Annotated in this window: 16 protein-coding genes; 11 read left to right on the top strand and 5 right to left on the bottom strand. The window is 68.0% G+C overall.

Annotated features, from left to right (window positions below):
- Nucleotides 1-4 precede the first annotated feature (4 nt).
- From AVME950_RS05860 to AVME950_RS05850, 3 genes are all read left to right on the top strand, one after another.
- Nucleotides 5-1,861 (top strand): M48 family metallopeptidase, encoded by a 1,857-nt coding sequence (locus tag AVME950_RS05860; RefSeq protein ID WP_284429080.1) that lies wholly within the window; start codon nucleotides 5-7, stop codon nucleotides 1,859-1,861.
- 52 nt (nucleotides 1,862-1,913) lie between these two features.
- Complete coding sequence (locus tag AVME950_RS05855) at nucleotides 1,914-3,236, top strand: RsmB/NOP family class I SAM-dependent RNA methyltransferase (RefSeq protein WP_284429079.1); 1,323 nt, start codon at nucleotides 1,914-1,916, stop codon at nucleotides 3,234-3,236.
- A 137-nt stretch (nucleotides 3,237-3,373) separates the two neighbouring features.
- Nucleotides 3,374-4,588 carry a DesA family fatty acid desaturase gene (locus AVME950_RS05850; RefSeq protein WP_284429078.1) on the top strand — a complete coding sequence of 405 codons (1,215 nt, stop codon included), beginning with the start codon at nucleotides 3,374-3,376 and terminating at the stop codon, nucleotides 4,586-4,588.
- Nucleotides 4,589-4,652: 64 nt separating this feature from the next.
- On the opposite strand, the gene AVME950_RS05845 is transcribed toward AVME950_RS05850, so the two are convergent.
- A complete protein-coding gene (locus AVME950_RS05845; protein WP_284429077.1) occupies nucleotides 4,653-5,060 on the bottom strand; it encodes a hypothetical protein in 408 nt (135 codons plus the stop codon).
- Nucleotides 5,061-5,280: 220 nt separating this feature from the next.
- Between AVME950_RS05845 and AVME950_RS05840 the strand changes: the two genes are divergently transcribed.
- Nucleotides 5,281-6,786, top strand: a complete 1,506-nt coding sequence (locus tag AVME950_RS05840; protein ID WP_284429076.1) for an aminotransferase-like domain-containing protein — start codon at nucleotides 5,281-5,283, stop codon at nucleotides 6,784-6,786.
- Nucleotides 6,787-6,909: 123 nt separating this feature from the next.
- Here the strand turns inward: AVME950_RS05840 and rpmG are convergent, their stop codons facing one another.
- The 3 genes from rpmG to trxB form a co-directional block, all read right to left on the bottom strand.
- Complete coding sequence (gene rpmG / locus AVME950_RS05835; RefSeq protein ID WP_008904999.1) at nucleotides 6,910-7,080, bottom strand: 50S ribosomal protein L33; 171 nt, start codon at nucleotides 7,078-7,080, stop codon at nucleotides 6,910-6,912.
- An 11-nt stretch (nucleotides 7,081-7,091) separates the two neighbouring features.
- Entirely contained in the window at nucleotides 7,092-7,325 is a 234-nt protein-coding gene (gene rpmB, locus AVME950_RS05830) for a 50S ribosomal protein L28 (RefSeq protein ID WP_087496789.1), read from the bottom strand.
- A 193-nt stretch (nucleotides 7,326-7,518) separates the two neighbouring features.
- On the bottom strand, nucleotides 7,519-8,478 hold the full coding sequence (gene trxB, locus AVME950_RS05825; RefSeq protein WP_272564625.1) for a thioredoxin-disulfide reductase: 960 nt from the start codon (nucleotides 8,476-8,478) through the stop codon (nucleotides 7,519-7,521).
- 225 nt (nucleotides 8,479-8,703) lie between these two features.
- Here trxB and AVME950_RS05820 point away from each other — a divergent pair, with 225 nt between their 5' ends.
- Nucleotides 8,704-11,046: a DNA translocase FtsK gene (locus AVME950_RS05820; protein ID WP_284429075.1), complete on the top strand. Its 2,343-nt coding sequence runs from the start codon at nucleotides 8,704-8,706 to the stop codon at nucleotides 11,044-11,046.
- A gap of 49 nt (nucleotides 11,047-11,095) precedes the next feature.
- Entirely contained in the window at nucleotides 11,096-11,728 is a 633-nt protein-coding gene (lolA, locus tag AVME950_RS05815; RefSeq protein ID WP_284429074.1) for an outer membrane lipoprotein periplasmic chaperone LolA, read from the top strand.
- A 110-nt stretch (nucleotides 11,729-11,838) separates the two neighbouring features.
- Here the strand turns inward: lolA and AVME950_RS05810 are convergent, their stop codons facing one another.
- A complete protein-coding gene (locus tag AVME950_RS05810) occupies nucleotides 11,839-12,195 on the bottom strand; it encodes a DUF1304 domain-containing protein (protein ID WP_272564622.1) in 357 nt (118 codons plus the stop codon).
- A gap of 251 nt (nucleotides 12,196-12,446) precedes the next feature.
- On the opposite strand from AVME950_RS05810, the gene AVME950_RS05805 reads away from it, so the two are divergent.
- The 5 genes from AVME950_RS05805 to AVME950_RS05785 all read left to right on the top strand — a co-directional run bounded on the left by AVME950_RS05805 (nucleotide 12,447) and on the right by AVME950_RS05785 (nucleotide 17,681).
- Nucleotides 12,447-13,751 (top strand): replication-associated recombination protein A, encoded by a 1,305-nt coding sequence (locus tag AVME950_RS05805; RefSeq protein ID WP_272569777.1) that lies wholly within the window; start codon nucleotides 12,447-12,449, stop codon nucleotides 13,749-13,751.
- 374 nt (nucleotides 13,752-14,125) lie between these two features.
- Nucleotides 14,126-15,055: a branched-chain amino acid ABC transporter permease gene (locus AVME950_RS05800; protein ID WP_272564621.1), complete on the top strand. Its 930-nt coding sequence runs from the start codon at nucleotides 14,126-14,128 to the stop codon at nucleotides 15,053-15,055.
- Between the two features lie 13 nt (nucleotides 15,056-15,068).
- The gene (locus tag AVME950_RS05795) at nucleotides 15,069-16,148 is read left to right on the top strand and encodes an ABC transporter permease subunit (RefSeq protein ID WP_272564620.1); all 1,080 of its coding nucleotides are present in this window, start codon (nucleotides 15,069-15,071) and stop codon (nucleotides 16,146-16,148) included.
- 19 nt (nucleotides 16,149-16,167) lie between these two features.
- Complete coding sequence (locus AVME950_RS05790; protein ID WP_272548690.1) at nucleotides 16,168-16,950, top strand: ABC transporter ATP-binding protein; 783 nt, start codon at nucleotides 16,168-16,170, stop codon at nucleotides 16,948-16,950.
- A gap of 2 nt (nucleotides 16,951-16,952) precedes the next feature.
- Complete coding sequence (locus tag AVME950_RS05785; RefSeq protein WP_272564618.1) at nucleotides 16,953-17,681, top strand: ABC transporter ATP-binding protein; 729 nt, start codon at nucleotides 16,953-16,955, stop codon at nucleotides 17,679-17,681.
- Nucleotides 17,682-17,813 lie beyond the last annotated feature (132 nt).

Here is a 17,813-nt window from a genome sequence, read left to right as displayed (position 1 = left end):
GGACATGGACCAGGCGGATTTCGTTCACATGGTGCGCATGAGCGAGCACGCGAGCGCTGAAGACTCCAGCGCGTACCGGCGCAGTGTCGCCGCTTTCGCGGCCCTGGGGTACGCCTGGGTGGTGGGTTGCCTGCTGCTGTCGGCGGGGCTGCTGGCCTGGGTGTTGCCCCAGTTGTGGCATGGCCGCTTTCGCGTGGCCTACGTGTGGGTGGTGCTCGGGGCGGGCGGCCTGCTGTGGACCTGCCTGCGCGCGCTCTGGGTGCGCATCGACGCGCCCGATGGCCTGCCCATCACGGCGGCCGATGCGCCCGGCCTGTTCGAGGCGCTGGAGCGCATCCGCACCAAGGTCAAGGGCCCGGCGCTGCACGGCGTGTACCTGGACGGCGACTTCAACGCCAGCATCCGGCAGACGCCGCGCTGGGGCCTGTTCGGCGGCGCGGTCAACCACCTCACCATCGGCCTGCCGCTCGTCATGGCGCTGGACAAGCCGCGCCTGATGGCCGTGCTGGCGCACGAATATGGCCACCTGCGCGGTGGCCACGGCCAATTCACCGCCTGGATCTACCGCACGCGGCTGGGCTGGCTGCGCCTGCACGAGGGCCTGCGCGATGGCAGCGGGCCGGTGGCGGCGGCCACGCAGGCCTTCCTGCGTTGGTACTTCCCGCGCTTCGCCGCGCGGACGTTCGCCCTGGCGCGCCAGGACGAATACGAGGCGGACCGCATCGCCGGCCGGTTGCTGGGCCCCGACGTGGCGGCCGCTGCGCTGGCCGAGATCGAGATCAAGGCCGCCTGGCTGGCGGACGAGTTCTGGCCCGGGCACTGGCGCACGGCCGTGGCCCACCCGCTGCCGGTGGGTCCCTACGGCGCCCTGCGACGCCTGCTGGCGATGCCGGTCGAGGCCGGCTTCGCCCAGGAGGCGCTGCGCCAGGCCGTGCGGCGCATCAGCGGCGTGGACGACACCCACCCGGTGCTGCGCGACCGGGTCGAGGCGCTCACCGGTGCGCGACCTGCCCTGCCCGAGGGATCGCGCCGCGGCGCCCTGTCGCTGCTGGGCCGCGATCCGCAGCGCTGGATCGACCATTTCGACCGCCTGTGGTGCCAGGAAAACGCCACCGGCTGGAAGGAACACCACGCCTGGCTGACCCGGGTGCGCGAACGGGCCGAGGCGCTGAAAGCCAGCGCGGCCCGCCACAACGCCGACGAAACCGTGGAATGGGCCACGCTGCTGCGCCAGCTGGACCCCGCCGCCGATGTGCGCCCTCTGTACGAGGCGGCCCTGCAGCGCAGCAGCGAGCACGCCGGCGCGCTGCAGGGGCTGGCCCGCTGCCTGCCGGCCCCCGACCGGGAGGCCCGCCTGGCCGTTCTGGCGCGGCTGTGGGATGCGGCGCCGGCCCGGCGCTGGTGGGCGGCCAATGCCGCCGTCGCCGAACTGGAGACGACGCGGCCGGGCCTGGAATACGACGCCGAGGGCCTCAAGCACTGGCGTGAGCGGCTGCGCCAGGCGGGCGAGGCCGAGGAGCGGGCGTGGGAGGAGCTGTCCACCCCGCCATACTTCAGCCGGGTGGCGCGGCAGGATCTCTCGCCGTTCGAACTGAGCGAGGTGCAGTCCGAACTGGCCCGCTGCCGCCCGGTGGCGAAATGCTGGATCGTGTGCAAGGCCCTGCGGGAGTTTCCGCAGCGGCGGGCCTACCTCGTCTTCGTGCTCCTGCCGGCCATGGACGATGAGGACCGCTACCGGCTGTGCCGCTGGCTGGAGCGAAACCTCAGCCTGCCCGGGCCCGCGCTCGTGCTGTGGGCGGGGGAGTCGCCCACGCTGCAGGAGATCGAGCGCTCGGCCTTCGCGCCGGTGCTGTCGAGATAGCACCGGCGAGGGCCCCGGCGGGCCGGGGTGGCGCCAGTGGGACAATCGGGCGATGCACCCCAAAGCCCTTCTGGACGCCTGCGCTGAACTCGTCAGGCTGACCTTGACCCTCGAACACCCCGCCGACGCGGTGGTGTCCCGTTTTTTCCGTGACAACCGCTCCCTCGGCCCGCGCGAGCGCGCCACCCTTGCCGAGACCGCCTACACGGTGCTGCGCAAGAAGCTGCTGTTCGAGCAGCTCGCCCGTTCGGGCAGCGGCCCCAAGGAGCGGCGCCTGGCCATCCTCGGCTTCGCGCACAGCCAGGACGAGCAGGCCCGCCGCGCAGGCGCAGGCAATGCCTCCGGTGCGCGCGACTTCCTGCGCGGCGCGCTGAACGATCAGGAAAAGAACTGGCTCGACCAGTGCGATGCCGTGCCGGCGGACGACCTCATGGACCGCCACCGCCACAACCTGCCCGAGTGGCTGGTGGCGCCGCTCAAGAGCCAGCTGGGCGATGGCTTCTGGCCCCTGGTGGACAGCCTCTCGCAGAGCGCGCCGCTCGATCTGCGTGTGAACGCGCTGCAGGAAAAGCGGGCCGATGTGCAAAAGGAACTGGCCAAGGCCGGCATTCCGGCGCAGCCTACCCCGTACTCCCCCTGGGGCCTGCGCGTGGACGGCAAGCCCGCGCTCACCAAGCTCGATGCCTTCACGCGCGGCGCCGTCGAGGTGCAGGACGAAGGCTCGCAGTTGCTCGCGCTGCTGCTCGATGCCAAGCGCGGCGAGATGGTGGTCGACTTTTGTGCGGGTGCCGGCGGCAAGACGCTGGCCATCGGCGCGGCCATGCGCAACACCGGGCGCCTCTATGCCTTCGACGTGTCGGCCCACCGGCTCGACGCGCTCAAGCCCCGGCTGGCCCGCAGCGGCCTGTCGAACGTGCACCCCGCCGCCATCGCGCACGAGCGCGACGACCGCATCAAGCGCCTGGCCGGCAAAATCGACCGCGTGCTGGTGGATGCGCCGTGCTCCGGCCTGGGCACGCTGCGCCGCAACCCCGACCTGAAGTGGCGCCAGAGCCCCCAGGCGGTGCAGGAACTGGTGGCCAAGCAGACGGCCATCCTCGCCAGCGCCGCGCGCCTGCTCAAGCCGGGTGGCCGGCTGGTGTACGCCACCTGCAGCGTGCTGCCCGAGGAGAACGAGGCCATCGCGGAGGCCTTCGGTGCCGCGCACCCCGACTTCGTGCCGGCCGATGCAGGCGAGCTGCTCACCCAGCTCAAGGTGGAGCAGGCCGGCGCGCTGTGCAGCGGCGGGGAATCGGGCACTGGTTATCTGCGCCTTTGGCCCCATCTGCACCAGACCGACGGTTTTTTTGCCGCCGTGTGGACGCGCAAGCCCTGAAAGCCCTGCCGCACACCCCCGCAAGACAACGGCGGTGTTGCGGGTATGCACGGCATCGTGCCTGCATCGCCCCCTAAAATCATTCAGCTGCCCTGAACGGGCCGCGATTTCATCTTGTTCGCTAGCGAAGGCTCCCTATGCTGTTACCCGACTGGGCTGTTCTGAACGCCGCCATCGACTGGCTGGGCCACGGCCTGTGGAACCTGTCGTGGTGGCAGGTGGTGCTGTACACGCTGTTCACCACGCACATCACCATCGCAGCGGTGACCATCTTTTTGCACCGCGCGCAGGCGCACCGCTCGGTGGAGCTGGGCCCGGTGCCTTCGCACTTCTTCCGCTTCTGGCTGTGGCTGGGCACCGGCATGGTGACCCGCGAGTGGGTGGCCATCCACCGCAAGCACCACGCCAAGTGCGAGACCGAGGAAGACCCCCACAGCCCGCAGACCCGCGGCCTGGACACCGTGATGTGGCGCGGCGCCGAGCTCTACCGCGCCGAGGCGAACAATGCCGAGACGGTGCGCAAGTTCGGCCACGGCACGCCCGACGACTGGGTGGAGCGCAACGTGTACAGCCGGTTCGCCTGGCAGGGCGTGGGCCTCATGCTCATCATCAACCTGGTGCTGTTCGGCGGCCTGGGCGCCACGGTGTGGGCCGTGCAGATGCTGTGGATTCCCTTCTGGGCGGCCGGCGTGGTCAATGGCATCGGCCACTTCTGGGGCTACCGCAACTTCGAGGCGCAGGACGCCAGCACCAACCTCGTGCCCTGGGGCGTGGTGATCGGCGGCGAAGAACTGCACAACAACCACCACACCTATCCGACCGCGGCCAAGTTCTCGGTCAAGCCCTATGAATTCGACATCGGCTGGATGTACATCTCCCTGATGCGCGCCGTCGGCTGGGCCACCGTCAAGAAGGTGCCGCCCAAGCTGCGCCTGGGCGCCGTCAAGCCGGTGGCCGACGAGCACACGCTGGAGGCGCTGATCGCCAACCGCTACGAAGTGATGGCCGGCTACGCCCGCGGCGTGCGCCAGGCCTGCCGCGAGGAGCTGGCGGCGCTCAAGGCCCGCAAGGCCGACGTCTCCGTGCTGCGCGCCGCGCGCCGCTGGGCCCACCGCGATGCCGAGAAGGTGCCCGCCCGCGCCAAGCCGCACCTGGCCCAGGCCCGCGCCGCCCATCCGGTGCTCGACAAGATGATGACCATGCGCGAAGAACTGCGCCAGCTGTGGCTGAATACCTCGCAGTCGCGCGAGCAGCTCACGGCCGACCTGCAGGCCTGGTGCCACCGCGCCGAGGAAAGCGGCGTGGCGGCGCTGCGCGAGTTTTCGCTGCGGCTGCGCGCGGCGCAGGTCTGACCCTCAGGGACTGCCGGGTCGGCAACGCTTCGGCGTCCCAGGGCCGACCCGTGTCGGCTGCGGCTCAGTGCGCTGCGCCGACCTCGCTGGACGCCCGCGCTCTGCTGGCCGCGGCAGCATGCCACCGGGCCTTCATCCATCCCCAGGCCTGCGCCAGGGCGCCGGGCTGCGGCACCGCTTCGATCAAGACAGCGCGCACCGGCCGGCGGCCCGGGTTGCCCAGGCGCACCCAGGCGGTGGGCGCACCGCTGTCCTGGGTGAGCGCCTGCCCGGCCACCAGCGTCTGCTGGCCCCCATGCAGCACCTGCCCGCAGACCAGCGGGCCGAAGCTCAGGGCGATGTCGCCCTCCAGCGCCCGGAGCGTGCTGGCCGGGGGCAGGCAGGCCAGCACGTGCTGCCCCGGCGCGATGTCCAGAACAAGGCGCAGGGCAGGGGGGGTGGCAGTGGCGGTCGGGCGGGTGGCTTGCGTCATGGCGGACTCCTTCGATGAGGGCTCCAGCGTAAGAAAAGCCGGCCTTTTGGGGCAGGTACAAGCGCCACCGGCGGCAGGTAGAACAGCCGCAATCGGCACGGGGCTGTTATGGTTCGCCATGTTCCATCCTGTATCTGTTCCGGTGCACCGTGCCGGGGCATGATGGGATTCCCGCTTGCCGCGCGCGGGGCCTGGCGCGCGGGTTCTTCCGATGCCTGCCATGTCCCGCCCTGCCGATCCCCGAGAGACTATCCCCCTGTACCGCCAGCTGGCGGCCCTGTACGAGCAGGCGATCGCCGCCGGCAGTTTGCGGCCGGGCATGCGCATGCCGTCGGTGCGCGAGCTGTGCCAGCGCCACCAGGTGAGCTTGACGACCGCGCTGCAGGTGCTGCGGCACCTCGAATCCCAGGGCAGCGTGGAGGCCCGCGAGCGCGTGGGCTACTTCGTGCGCGAGCCCGGTGGCATGGCGCTGCCCGGCGCGCGCGAGCCCGAATTGCTGGAGCCGCTGCCGGACGACCCGAGCGTGTTCGCCGGCATCAACGAGCGCATCTCCATGTTCCTGGAAAAGGCGCGCCGCGCCGGCCGGGTGCCGCTGGACCTGGGCAGCGCCATGCCGGCGCCCAGCCTGTTCGATGCCCGGGCGCTGAACCGGCTGGCGCAAAGCCTGCTGCGCGAGCAGCCCGACATCCTCGTCTACGGGCCCTCGGCGCCCACCACCCACGTGGAGTTCCAGCAGGCGATGGCCCGCCATGCGCTCACGTTCGGAGTGTGCCTGGCGCCCTCCGACATCGGTGCCACCCATGGCAATTCGGAGGCGGTCACGCTGGCGCTGGATGCCATCGCCGAGCCGGGCGACGTGATCGCGGTGGAGTCGCCGACGTTCTTCGGCATCCTGCAGGCCATCCAGGTGCGCGGCCTGAAGGCGCTGGAGATTCCCTGCAGCCCGCACACCGGCATTTCGCTGGAGGCGCTGGAACTGGCGGCGCGCAACGAGCCACGCTTGAAGGGCGTGGTGGTGGTGCCCCACCTGCAGATGCCGCAGGGCAGCGTGATGCCCGATGCGCACAAGGAACGCCTGGTGGCGCTGTGCGTGGAATACGGGCTGGCGCTCGTCGAGGACGACATCTACCGCGAGTTCGTCGAGTCGCCCCGCGCGCTGCGGCCCGCCAAGGCCTGGGACAAGGTGGGCGATGCCGGGCAGGTGATCTATTGCGCCTCGCTCAGCAAGAGCTTCGCGCCCGGCCTGCGCCAGGGCTGGATGAGCGCCGGGCGCTGGCAGGCCCGGGTGCAGATGCTCAAGTTTGCCCGCACGCGCAACATGCAGACTTGGTCCCAGTTGCTGGCCGCGCGCAGCGTGGACTCGCCGGCCTACGAGCGCCACATGCGCCGCATGCGCACCCAGTTGCGTGTGCAGCGGGAGCATTCGGCGCGCGCGGTGGCGCGGTATTTTCCGGTGGGCACGCGCCTGAGTTTGCCGCCGGGCGGGATCAGCCTGTGGCTGGAGCTGCCCCCCGACATTTCCACCACGCGCTTGTACGACCAGGCCCTGCAGTGCGGCATCCGCATCGCGCCGGGCCCGATGTTCTCCAACACCGGGCGCTACGAGAACTTCCTGCGCCTGAGCTGCGGCATGCCGTTCACGCCCGAGGTGGAGGAGGCCTACCGCACGCTGGGCACGCTCATGGCCCAGCAGCGCGCCGAGCCGGCCCTGCGCCGCGCGGCCTGACGCGCCCGCTGCCGGGGCAGGCGCCTATAAGGAACACACCGGCCAGCGAACATGCACGGCGCAGGCGGGCATAAAAAAACCGCCCGGGGTGCCGGGCGGTTCTTGAAGGGGCCTGAGGCTGAATTACTTCAGCTTCATTTCCTTGTATTCGACGTGCTTGCGAGCTTTTGGATCAAATTTCATGATCAGCATCTTCTCGGGCATCGTCTTCTTGTTCTTGGTGGTGGTGTAGAAGTGGCCGGTACCCGCAGTGGATTCCAGCTTGATCTTGTCGCGTCCGCCTTTGCTTGCCATGGTGCTTCTCCTTAAGCTTGGCCACGTGCACGCAGGTCTGCGAGCACGGAGTCAATACCGTTCTTGTCGATCAAACGCAGGCCGGCGTTGGAGATGCGCAGGCGCACCCAGCGGTTTTCGCTCTCGACCCAGAAACGGCGGTATTGCAGGTTCGGCAGGAACCGGCGCTTGGTTTTGTTGTTGGCGTGGGAAACATTGTTCCCGACCATCGGGCCCTTGCCCGTGACTTCACATACGCGTGCCATGAGGACACTCCAATGTTTTCAACGGCCTTCGAGCGGGTGCCCTGCGGATCGCCAGCGAAGAACGCTTTGGATCGCAAGGCCTGCCGTCGGCCTCACCTCGCCAGTTCAGGGTGGCGGTAACCCGATTGCCGTGTCCAGGATGGCGCAAAGCCCGCCCAATTTCAGCAAAGCCGCGGATTATAGCCCGCTTTGTTCAGATGACGCCATCCTGTTCGAGAAAGCGCTGCGCATCCAGCGCGGCCATGCAGCCCGTGCCCGCGCTGGTGATGGCCTGGCGGTACACATGGTCCTGCACATCGCCTGCGGCGAAGATGCCCGGCACGCTGGTCTGCGTGGCGAAGCCCTTGAGGCCGCCCTGCGTGACGATGTAGCCGTTCTCCATGGTCAACTGGCCTTCGAAGATGGCGGTGTTGGGCGAGTGGCCGATGGCGATGAAGCAGCCTTGCAGCGCGATGTCCTCGGTGCGGCCGTCCACCGTGCTCTTGACGCGGATGCCCGTCACGCCGCCGTCGTTGCCCAGCACCTCGTCCAGCGTGTGGAACAACTTCAATTCGATCTTGCCGGCCGCCACCTTCTCGTTGAGCTTGTCCACCAGGATGGGCTCGGCCTTGAACCGGTCGCGGCGGTGCACCAGCGTGACCTTGCGGGCGATGTTGGACAGGTACAGCGCCTCTTCCACGGCGGTGTTGCCGCCGCCGACCACGCACACGTCCTGCTCGCGGTAGAAGAAGCCGTCGCAGGTGGCGCAGCCCGACACGCCGCGGCCCATGAAGGCCTCCTCGGACGGAAGGCCCAGGTACTTGGCCGAGGCGCCGGTCGCCAGGATGAGCGCGTCGCAGGTGTAGGTGCCGCTGTCGCCCTTGAGCGTGAACGGCCGCTGGCTGAAGTCCACCTGGTTGATGTGATCGAACACGATCTGCGTCTTGAAGCGCTCGGCGTGCTCCAGGAAGCGCTGCATCAGGTCGGGGCCCTGCACGCCGTGCACGTCCGCCGGCCAGTTGTCCACTTCCGTCGTGGTCATCAGCTGGCCGCCCTGGGCGATGCCGGTGATGAGCACGGGGCTCAGGTTGGCGCGCGCTGCGTACACGGCGGCGGTGTAGCCGGCGGGGCCGGAGCCGAGGATCAGGACTTTGGCGTGTTGCGTGTTGGACATGGGAGGAAGGTAAATGTTTGTATGCGCCCGCGGCCGGGCTGGATGGGCAGATGGGACCGCAGCCGCGGAGTATCAACCCGCCGCCACCGGTGGATGGCGCCGCTTTTTCAATCGCGCCCATTGTAAGAAGCGATGAAAAGCCGGGCGCTCCACCGGGGCGCTCGGCGCCGCGACCGGCGCAAAAACCGTGCAATGCGCATGGGGTAAGCTTGGCCGCGCACGTTTATGACCTACTCCCTCAATACCCTCAATGCCTCCGCAGGCAAGTCGCCGCCCCGCAGCGGGGCCGCACGTTTCGGCCACGAGATCAGCCTGGTGCTCGGTCTCGTGGCCCTGGTTTTCTGGCTGTTGGCGTTGGCGACCTATTCGGGGCAGGACGCCGCCTGGTCCACCTCGGGCGTGGGCGACGGCCGGCTGATGGCCAACTGGGCCGGCCGCTTCGGTGCCTGGCTGGCCGACAGCAGCTATTTCGCGCTGGGCTTTTCGGTCTGGTGGTGCGTGGCCGCGGCGGTGCGGGCCTGGCTGTCTTCCCTGGCGCGCTGGATGCGGGGCGGCGAAGACGCCGGCGCCAATGCGCACAGCCCGATGGTGCGGCGCGCGATGTTCTGGGGCGGCCTCATCGTGTTGATGGCGGCCAGCACCGGGCTGGAGTGGTCGCGCCTGTACCGGCTGGAGTCCCTGTTGCCCGGCCATGCGGGCGGTGCGATCGGCTATCTCACCGGGCCTGCGGGCGTGAAGTGGCTGGGGTTCACCGGCTCGGGCCTGGTGGGCGTGATCCTGGTGGTGCTGGGTGCGGCGCTGGTGTTCCGCTTCTCCTGGGGCCACGTGGCCGAGCGGCTGGGCGGGCGCATCGATGCGCTGGTGCAGCTGGGTCGGGCCAAGCGCGAGAAGGCCAAGGACGTGGCCGTGGGCAAGCGCGCCGCGCGCGAACGCGAAGAAGTGGTGCTGGAGGAGCGCCACGAGGTCGAGCAGCACCATCCGCAGCCGGTGCAGATCATCGAGCCGGTGCTGTCCGACGTGCCCCAGAGCGCCCGCGTGGTGAAGGAACGCCAAAAGCCCCTGTTCACCGACATGCCCGACAGCCGCCTGCCGCAGGTCGATCTGCTGGACGGCCCGCCCGCGCAGCGCCAGGAGACGGTCTCTCCTGAAACCCTGGAGATGACCAGCCGCCTCATCGAGAAGAAGCTCAAGGATTTCGGCGTGGAAGTGCGCGTGGTCGCCGCCATGCCGGGCCCGGTCATCACCCGCTACGAGATCGAGCCCGCCACCGGCGTGAAAGGCTCGCAGATCGTGGGCCTGGCCAAGGACCTGGCGCGCTCGCTGTCGCTGGTTTCCATCCGCGTGATCGAGACGATCCCGGGCAAGAACTTCATGGCGCTGGAGCTGCCCAACGCCAAGCGGCAGTCGATCCGGCTGTCCGAGATCCTCGGCTCGCACGTCTACCACGAGGGCAAGAGCATGCTCACCATGGGTCTGGGCAAGGACATCGTGGGCAACCCCGTGGTGGCCGACCTGGCCAAGATGCCGCACGTGCTGGTGGCCGGCACCACCGGCTCGGGCAAGTCGGTGGGGATCAACGCCATGATCCTCTCGCTGCTCTACAAGGCCGAGGCGCGCGATGTGCGCCTGCTGATGATCGACCCCAAGATGCTGGAAATGTCGGTGTACGAAGGCATTCCGCACCTGCTGGCGCCCGTGGTCACCGACATGAAGCAGGCCGCCCACGGCCTGAACTGGTGCGTGGCCGAGATGGAGCGCCGCTACAAGCTCATGAGCAAGCTGGGCGTGCGCAACCTGGCCGGCTACAACGTGAAGATCGACGAGGCCAAGGCGCGCGAGGAGTTCATCTACAACCCGTTCAGCCTCACGCCCGAAGAGCCCGAGCCGCTGCAGCGCCTGCCGCACATCGTGGTGGTGATCGACGAGCTGGCCGACCTGATGATGGTGGTGGGCAAGAAGATCGAAGAGCTGATCGCCCGCCTGGCGCAAAAGGCGCGCGCGGCCGGCATCCACCTCATCCTGGCCACGCAGCGCCCCAGCGTGGACGTGATCACCGGGCTGATCAAGGCCAACATTCCGACGCGCATCGCCTTCCAGGTGAGCAGCAAGATCGACAGCCGCACCATCCTGGACCAGATGGGCGCCGAGGCCCTGCTGGGCATGGGCGACATGCTCTACATGGCCAGCGGCACCGGCCTGCCGGTGCGCGTGCACGGCGCCTTCGTGTCCGATGAGGAGGTGCACCGCGTGGTGAGCTACCTCAAGAGCCAGGGCGAGCCCGACTACATCGAGGGCGTGCTGGAGGGCGGCACGGTCGATGGCGACGACGGCCCGCTGGGCGACGGGGACGGAGGCAGCGGCGAGAAGGACCCCATGTACGACCAGGCCGTGGAAGTGGTGCTCAAGGACCGCAAGGCCAGCATTTCGTATGTGCAGCGCAAGCTGCGCATCGGCTACAACCGCTCCGCCCGCCTGCTCGAAGACATGGAGAAGGCGGGCCTCGTGAGCGGCCTCACCACCAGCGGCCAGCGCGAAGTGCTGGTGCCTGCCCGCGGCGGCGGCGAATGAGCCGGCGGCCCTGGAAAAGCCGGCACCCGGCCTCAGATACCGAGAACCCATGAAAAAAATCATCCTCACCGCCCTGATCGCGGCCGCTGCCCAGTGCGCCAGCGCCGACGGCCTCAAAAGCCTCGAGTCCTTCATGAAGGGTGCGGCCGCCGGCCGTGCCGATTTCACGCAGACCGTCACCGCCCCCCCGAAGGACGGCGAGGCGGCGCGGACCAAGACGTCCAGCGGCACCTTCGAATTCCAGCGCCCCGGGCGTTTTCGCTTCACCTACCAAAAGCCCTTCGAGCAGACCATCGTGGCCGACGGCAAGACGCTGTGGCTCTACGACGCCGACCTGAATCAGGTCACCCAGCGCGCGCAGGCCCAGGCCCTGGGCACCACGCCGGCAGCGCTGCTGGCCTCGGCGCCCGACCTGCAGGCGCTGCGCGCCGACTTCACTCTGGAGTCGCAGCCCGAGCAGGACGGACTGCAGTGGGTGCTGGCCACGCCGAAGGCCAAGGACGGGCAACTCAAGAGCGTGCGCGTGGGCTTCCAGGGCGAACGGCTCGCGGCGCTCGACATCCTGGACAGCTTCGGCCAGCGCTCGGCCATCCGCTTCACCAACGTGCAGTCGAGCGCCTCGCTGCCGGCCTCGACGTTCGACTTCAAGCCGCCAGCGGGCGCGGACGTGGTCAAGCAGTGACCGGTTAAAAGTCTTTTTGCTATCGTATTTGTAGCGTAATGCCCTAGTACTGATTGCGCTGGCGGCCATTTTGATACATGGCATGCGCCCTGGCGCCGCAGCGCGCCGGATCAGGCCAGCAGCACCAGGGCCAGGCCCACGGCGGCCGGAATGGCCTGGATGAACAGGATCTTGCGGGACGCCGTGGCAGCGCCGAACACGCCGGCCACCAGCACGCACAGCAGGAAGAACACCTTCACGCCCAGGCCGGCGCCGCCCAGCCACAGGCCCCAGAACAGGCCCGCCGCGAGGAAGCCGTTGTAGAGCCCCTGGTTGGCCGCCAGCACCTTGGTGGCGGCGGCCCGTTCCGCGCTCTGCCCGAAGGCGCGCAGGCCAGCGGGCTTGTCCCACAGGAACATCTCCAGCACCAGGATGTAGACGTGGAGCAGGGCGATCAGGGCGACGACGGCATTGGCGGCGATGGACATGGGGGATCTCCTCCTTGGGTTTCCGAATCGAAACGGGCGCCGCGGCATTGTGCGGGAAATTCCCGCAGGCCCAGGGGGGCGAAGCGCCCCGCAGGGGGACGGAGAATAATCGGGCGTCGCGGTGCCGTGCTGCCTGCCTGCCGAGCGTCTTCCCGCGTCACCCGGTGCCTGGCCCGTTGGCGTTGGCCCTGGGTCTTTTGCTCCCTCCGCGTTCATTTATTCACTGAGCCTACCCATTGACCCCCAAGCCCATGGCCGATCTCTTTTCCTCCGCCCCCACCGCGCCGCTCGCGGAGGCCCTGCGCCCGGCCAGCCTGGACGAGGTCATCGGCCAGTCGCACCTGATCGGTGCAGGCCGGCCGCTGCGGCTGGCGTTCGAGTCGGGCAAGCCGCATTCGATGATCCTCTGGGGCCCGCCCGGCGTGGGCAAGACCACGCTGGCGCGGCTCACGGCGAGCGCGTTCGGCTATGAATTCATCGCCCTGTCGGCGGTGTTCTCGGGCGTGAAGGAAATCCGCGCCTCGATGGAGCAGGCCGAACACAATCTGGCGCTGGGCAAGAAGACCATCCTGTTCGTGGACGAGATCCACCGCTTCAACAAGAGCCAGCAGGACGGCCTGCTGCCGTTCGTGGAGTCGGGCCTGGTGACCTTCGTGGGCGCGACCACCGAGAACCCGTCGTTCGAGGTCAATTCGGCATTGCTCTCGCGTGCCCAGGTGTATGTGCTGCAGGTGCTGACCGACGACGAACTGAAGCAGCTCGTGCGCCGGGCGCAGGACAAGGTGCTCACCCACCTGCAGCTGGACGACGCGGCGGTGGACACGCTCGTGGGCTATGCCGACGGTGATGCGCGGCGCCTGCTCAACCTGGTCGAGCAGACCGACACCGCCGCGCGCGCCGCCGGGGTGCAGCAGGTGGACGCCGCTTTCCTGGAGAGCGCGCTCACCCTCAACGCGCGCCGCTTCGACAAGGGCGGCGACAACTTCTACGACCAGATCTCGGCGCTGCACAAATCCGTGCGCGGATCGCATCCCGACGCGGCGCTGTACTGGCTCAGCCGCATGCTGGATGGGGGAGCGGATGCGAAATACCTCGCGCGCCGCATCGTGCGCATGGCCTGGGAGGACATCGGCCTGGCCGATCCGCGCGCCATGCAGATCGCCAACGACGCGGCGCTCACCTACGAGCGCCTGGGCTCGCCCGAGGGCGAACTGGCGCTGGCCCAGGCCGTGATCTACCTGGCCGTGGCGCCCAAGAGCAACGCCGGCTACATGGCCTACAACCAGGCCAAGGCGTTCATCAAGAAGGACAAGTCGCGCGAGGTGCCCAACCACCTGCGCAACGCGCCCACCAAGCTGATGAAGGAACTGGGCCACGGCAAGGCCTACCGCTACGCCCACGACGAGCCCGGCGGCTACGCGGCGGGCGAGACCTACCTGCCCGAGGACATGCCCGAGCCCGGCTGGTACCAGCCGGTGCCCCGCGGGCTGGAGGCCAAGATCGCCGACAAGCTGGCCCAGTTGCGCCAGCTGGACCAGGACGCGGCCAAGGATTGAGGGGGAAGGGGAGGGCGCTGCGAGGCTGCGCACCCCGGGTCCATCGCCGGGCAGTATCTCCGCCCGGCCCACCGGCCGCCCCCTCGGGCGGGGTGGTCAGCGGCTGCTGAACCGTATAAGCCACCCGGGCCAATCCCTCGGCTGCATCACCCCGGCTAATGGTGACGTCGCCCCGCTGATGGCGCCCGAGTCCAAGGGAAAACCCCGCCAAACGTGCTAAAGGCGCACGGTTTCGACTGGCTACAATCCCGTCCACCAAACCCGCACAGCTTTGCTCCTGGCGGGTTTTTTGCTAGGTGGCATTGGGGGCTCACAAGGCACTGCCGATCTTGGCTTGCGAAGTGCGCGCGTTACAAACACGAAGGACTTTTTTTATGGACATCTTGCTGCAGCAGATCATCAACGGTCTGGTTCTCGGCAGCATGTACGCCTTGATAGCCTTGGGCTACACGATGGTGTACGGCATTATTCAGCTGATTAATTTTGCCCATGGGGAAGTGCTGATGATCGGCGCTCTCACCAGTTGGAGTTGCATTGGCCTGATGCAAGAGGCCATGCCCGGGGCACCGGGCTGGATCATCCTTCTCCTGGCCACCCTGATCGCCTGCGTTGTCGCCGCGGCGCTGAACTTCGTCATCGAAAAGGTCGCCTACAAGCCGCTGCGCAGCAGTCCGCGCCTGGCGCCCCTGATCACCGCCATCGGGATGTCGATCCTGCTGCAGACGCTGGCCATGATCATCTGGAAGCCGAACTACAAGCCGTATCCCACCCTGCTGCCCACGACCCCGTTCCAGGTCGGCGGCGCGGTGATCACCTCCACCCAGGTGCTGATCCTGAGCGTGACGGTGGTCGCACTGGCTTCGCTGGTGTATCTGGTGAACTACACCAAGCTCGGCCGCGCCATGCGCGCCACTGCGGAAAACCCCCGCGTGGCCTCCCTGATGGGCGTGAAACCCGACATGGTGATCTCGGCGACCTTCATCATCGGCGCCATCCTGGCGGCCATCGCCGGCATCATGTATGCCTCCAACTACGGCACCGCGCAGCACACCATGGGCTTTCTGCCCGGCCTCAAGGCCTTCACGGCCGCGGTGTTCGGCGGCATCGGCAACCTGGCCGGCGCGGTGGTGGGCGGCATCCTGCTGGGCCTGATCGAGGCCATCGGCTCGGGCTACATCGGCACCCTCACAGGCGGCCTGCTGGGCAGCCACTACACCGACATCTTTGCATTCATCGTGCTCATCATCATCCTCACGCTGCGCCCCTCGGGCCTGCTGGGCGAGCGTGTGGCCGATCGCGCCTGAGGAACCCATTGTCATGAAGCAAAACAAAACCGCACAGTGGATCGTCGGCGGCATCGCGCTGCTGCTGCTTCCTTTCATGCTGCAGTACTTCGGCAACGCCTGGGTGCGCATCGCCGACCTGGCGCTGCTCTACGTGCTGCTGGCCCTGGGCCTGAACATCGTGGTGGGCTACGCCGGCCTGCTGGACCTGGGTTACGTGGCGTTCTACGCCGTCGGCGCCTACCTGTTCGCGCTGATGGCATCGCCCCACCTGTCGGAGACCTTCGCGTCGTTCGCGGCCATGTTCCCCAACGGGCTGCACACGTCGCTGTGGCTGGTCATACCGCTCGCGGCGCTGGTGGCCGCGATCTTCGGGGCGGTGCTCGGGGCCCCCACGCTCAAGCTGCGCGGGGACTACCTGGCCATCGTGACTCTGGGTTTCGGCGAGATCATCCGTATCTTCCTGAACAACCTGGACCACCCCGTCAACCTGACCAACGGCCCCAAGGGCATCGGGCAGATCGATTCGGTGAAGGTCTTCGGGCTGGACCTGGGCAAGCGCCTGGAAGTGTTCGGGTTCGACATCTCGTCGGTCACGCTGTATTACTACCTGTTCCTGGTGCTGGTGGTGCTGAGCGTCATCATCTGCTATCGCCTGCAGGACTCGCGCATCGGCCGCGCCTGGATGGCCATCCGCGAAGACGAGATCGCCGCCAAGGCCATGGGCATCAACACCCGCAACATGAAGCTGCTGGCCTTCGGCATGGGCGCTTCGTTCGGCGGCGTGTCCGGCGCCATGTTCGGTGCCTTCCAGGGCTTCGTGTCGCCCGAATCGTTCAGCCTGATGGAGTCGGTCATGATCGTCGCCATGGTGGTGCTGGGCGGCATCGGCCACATCCCCGGCGTGATCCTGGGCGCCGTGCTCCTGTCGGCCCTGCCGGAAGTGCTGCGCTACGTGGCCGGTCCGCTGCAGGCCATGACGGACGGCCGCCTCGACTCCGCCATCCTGCGCCAGCTGCTGATCGCGCTGGCCATGATCATCATCATGCTGCTGCGTCCCCGCGGCCTGTGGCCCGCGCCCGACCATGGCAAGAGCCTGACGCAAAAGACCTGAACAGCACTGAAAGTTAGAAATGGCAGAGAAATCCAACGATGTGGTGCTGAAGGTCGCCGGCATTTCCAAGCGCTTCGGCGGCTTGCAAGCCCTGTCCGACGTCGGCATCACCATTGAACGGGGTCAGGTCTACGGCCTGATCGGTCCCAACGGCGCCGGCAAGACCACGTTCTTCAACGTGATCACCGGTCTTTACACGCCCGACAGCGGCAGCTTCGAGCTGGCAGGCAAGCCCTACCAGCCCACGGCCGTGCACGAAGTGGCCAAGGCGGGCATCGCCCGCACGTTCCAGAACATCCGCCTCTTCGCCGAAATGACGGCACTGGAGAACGTGATGGTGGGGCGGCACATCCGCACCAAGTCGGGGCTGCTGGGCGCCGTGCTGCGCACCAAGGGCTTCAAGGAAGAAGAGGCCGCGATCGCCCGCCGGGCGCAGGAGCTGCTCGACTACGTGGGCATCGGCAAGTTCGCCGACTACAAGGCGCGCACCCTGAGCTACGGCGACCAGCGCCGCCTGGAGATCGCCCGCGCCCTGGCCACCGACCCGCAGCTGATCGCGCTCGACGAGCCGGCCGCCGGCATGAACGCGACCGAGAAGGTGCAGTTGCGCGAGCTGATCGACCGCATCCGCAACGACAACCGCACCATCTTGCTCATCGAGCACGACGTGAAGCTGGTGATGGGCCTGTGCGACCGCGTCACGGTGCTCGACTACGGCAAGCAGATCGCCGAAGGCACGCCTGCCACCGTGCAGAAGAACGAAAAAGTGATTGAGGCCTACCTGGGCACCGGAGGACATTGAGAATGGCCGAAAAATCCAACAACGTGTTGCTCAAGGTCTCGGGCCTGAAGGTGGCATACGGCGGTATCCAGGCCGTGAAGGGTGTGGACTTCGAGGTGCGCGAGGGAGAGCTGGTGTCGCTGATCGGCTCCAACGGCGCCGGCAAGACGACCACCATGAAGGCCATCACGGGCACGCTGCCGTTCGCCGATGGCGACATCGAGTACCTGGGCAAGAGCATCCGGGGGCAGGGCGCCTGGGACCTGGTGAAGAAGGGCCTCGTGATGGTGCCGGAAGGCCGTGGCGTGTTCGCACGCATGACCATCACCGAGAACCTGCAGATGGGCGCTTACATCCGCAACGACAAGGCCGGCATCGCAGCCGACATCGAGAAGATGTTCACCATCTTCCCGCGCCTGCGCGAGCGCAAGGACCAACTGGCCGGCACCATGTCGGGCGGCGAACAGCAGATGCTGGCCATGGGCCGCGCGCTGATGAGCCAGCCCAAGGTGCTGCTGCTGGACGAGCCCTCCATGGGCCTGTCGCCCATCATGGTGGACAAGATCTTCGAGGTGGTGCGCGACGTGTACGCCCTGGGCGTGACCATCGTCCTGGTGGAGCAGAACGCCAGCCGCGCGCTGGCGCTGGCCGACCGTGGCTACGTGATGGAGTCGGGCCTCATCACCATGACGGGCCCCGGCCAGCAGCTGCTGAGCGACCCGCGCGTGCGCGCCGCCTACCTGGGCGAGTGATCCCCCTCCACCGCTGCCTCCATGCGCTGCCAAGCGGCGCACGAAGGCCGGCGTCTGGAATCGGGATGAAAGCGCGTGAAGCGCACGAAAAAAGGGCCCTGCGAAGGGCCCTTTTTGTTGGGGGTACGCGCG

The organism is Acidovorax sp. SUPP950, from assembly GCF_030158935.1.
Classification (GTDB): domain Bacteria; phylum Pseudomonadota; class Gammaproteobacteria; order Burkholderiales; family Burkholderiaceae_C; genus Paracidovorax.
Note: the sequence above shows the minus strand (reverse complement) of the source record. Positions and strands in the feature narration are given on the sequence as shown.

Bases quoted from the DNA above. Each gene is read 5' to 3' on its own strand.
- AVME950_RS05860 (WP_284429080.1), top strand. From the start codon at position 5: ATGGACCAGGCGGATTTCGTTCACATGGTGCGCATGAGCGAGCACGCG.
- AVME950_RS05855 (WP_284429079.1), top strand. From the start codon at position 1,914: ATGCACCCCAAAGCCCTTCTGGACGCCTGCGCTGAACTCGTCAGGCTG.
- AVME950_RS05850 (WP_284429078.1), top strand. From the start codon at position 3,374: ATGCTGTTACCCGACTGGGCTGTTCTGAACGCCGCCATCGACTGGCTG.
- AVME950_RS05845 (WP_284429077.1), bottom strand. From the start codon at position 5,060: ATGACGCAAGCCACCCGCCCGACCGCCACTGCCACCCCCCCTGCCCTG.
- AVME950_RS05840 (WP_284429076.1), top strand. From the start codon at position 5,281: ATGTCCCGCCCTGCCGATCCCCGAGAGACTATCCCCCTGTACCGCCAG.
- rpmG (WP_008904999.1), bottom strand. From the start codon at position 7,080: ATGGCAAGCAAAGGCGGACGCGACAAGATCAAGCTGGAATCCACTGCG.
- rpmB (WP_087496789.1), bottom strand. From the start codon at position 7,325: ATGGCACGCGTATGTGAAGTCACGGGCAAGGGCCCGATGGTCGGGAAC.
- trxB (WP_272564625.1), bottom strand. From the start codon at position 8,478: ATGTCCAACACGCAACACGCCAAAGTCCTGATCCTCGGCTCCGGCCCC.
- AVME950_RS05820 (WP_284429075.1), top strand. From the start codon at position 8,704: ATGACCTACTCCCTCAATACCCTCAATGCCTCCGCAGGCAAGTCGCCG.
- lolA (WP_284429074.1), top strand. From the start codon at position 11,096: ATGAAAAAAATCATCCTCACCGCCCTGATCGCGGCCGCTGCCCAGTGC.
- AVME950_RS05810 (WP_272564622.1), bottom strand. From the start codon at position 12,195: ATGTCCATCGCCGCCAATGCCGTCGTCGCCCTGATCGCCCTGCTCCAC.
- AVME950_RS05805 (WP_272569777.1), top strand. From the start codon at position 12,447: ATGGCCGATCTCTTTTCCTCCGCCCCCACCGCGCCGCTCGCGGAGGCC.
- AVME950_RS05800 (WP_272564621.1), top strand. From the start codon at position 14,126: ATGGACATCTTGCTGCAGCAGATCATCAACGGTCTGGTTCTCGGCAGC.
- AVME950_RS05795 (WP_272564620.1), top strand. From the start codon at position 15,069: ATGAAGCAAAACAAAACCGCACAGTGGATCGTCGGCGGCATCGCGCTG.
- AVME950_RS05790 (WP_272548690.1), top strand. From the start codon at position 16,168: ATGGCAGAGAAATCCAACGATGTGGTGCTGAAGGTCGCCGGCATTTCC.
- AVME950_RS05785 (WP_272564618.1), top strand. From the start codon at position 16,953: ATGGCCGAAAAATCCAACAACGTGTTGCTCAAGGTCTCGGGCCTGAAG.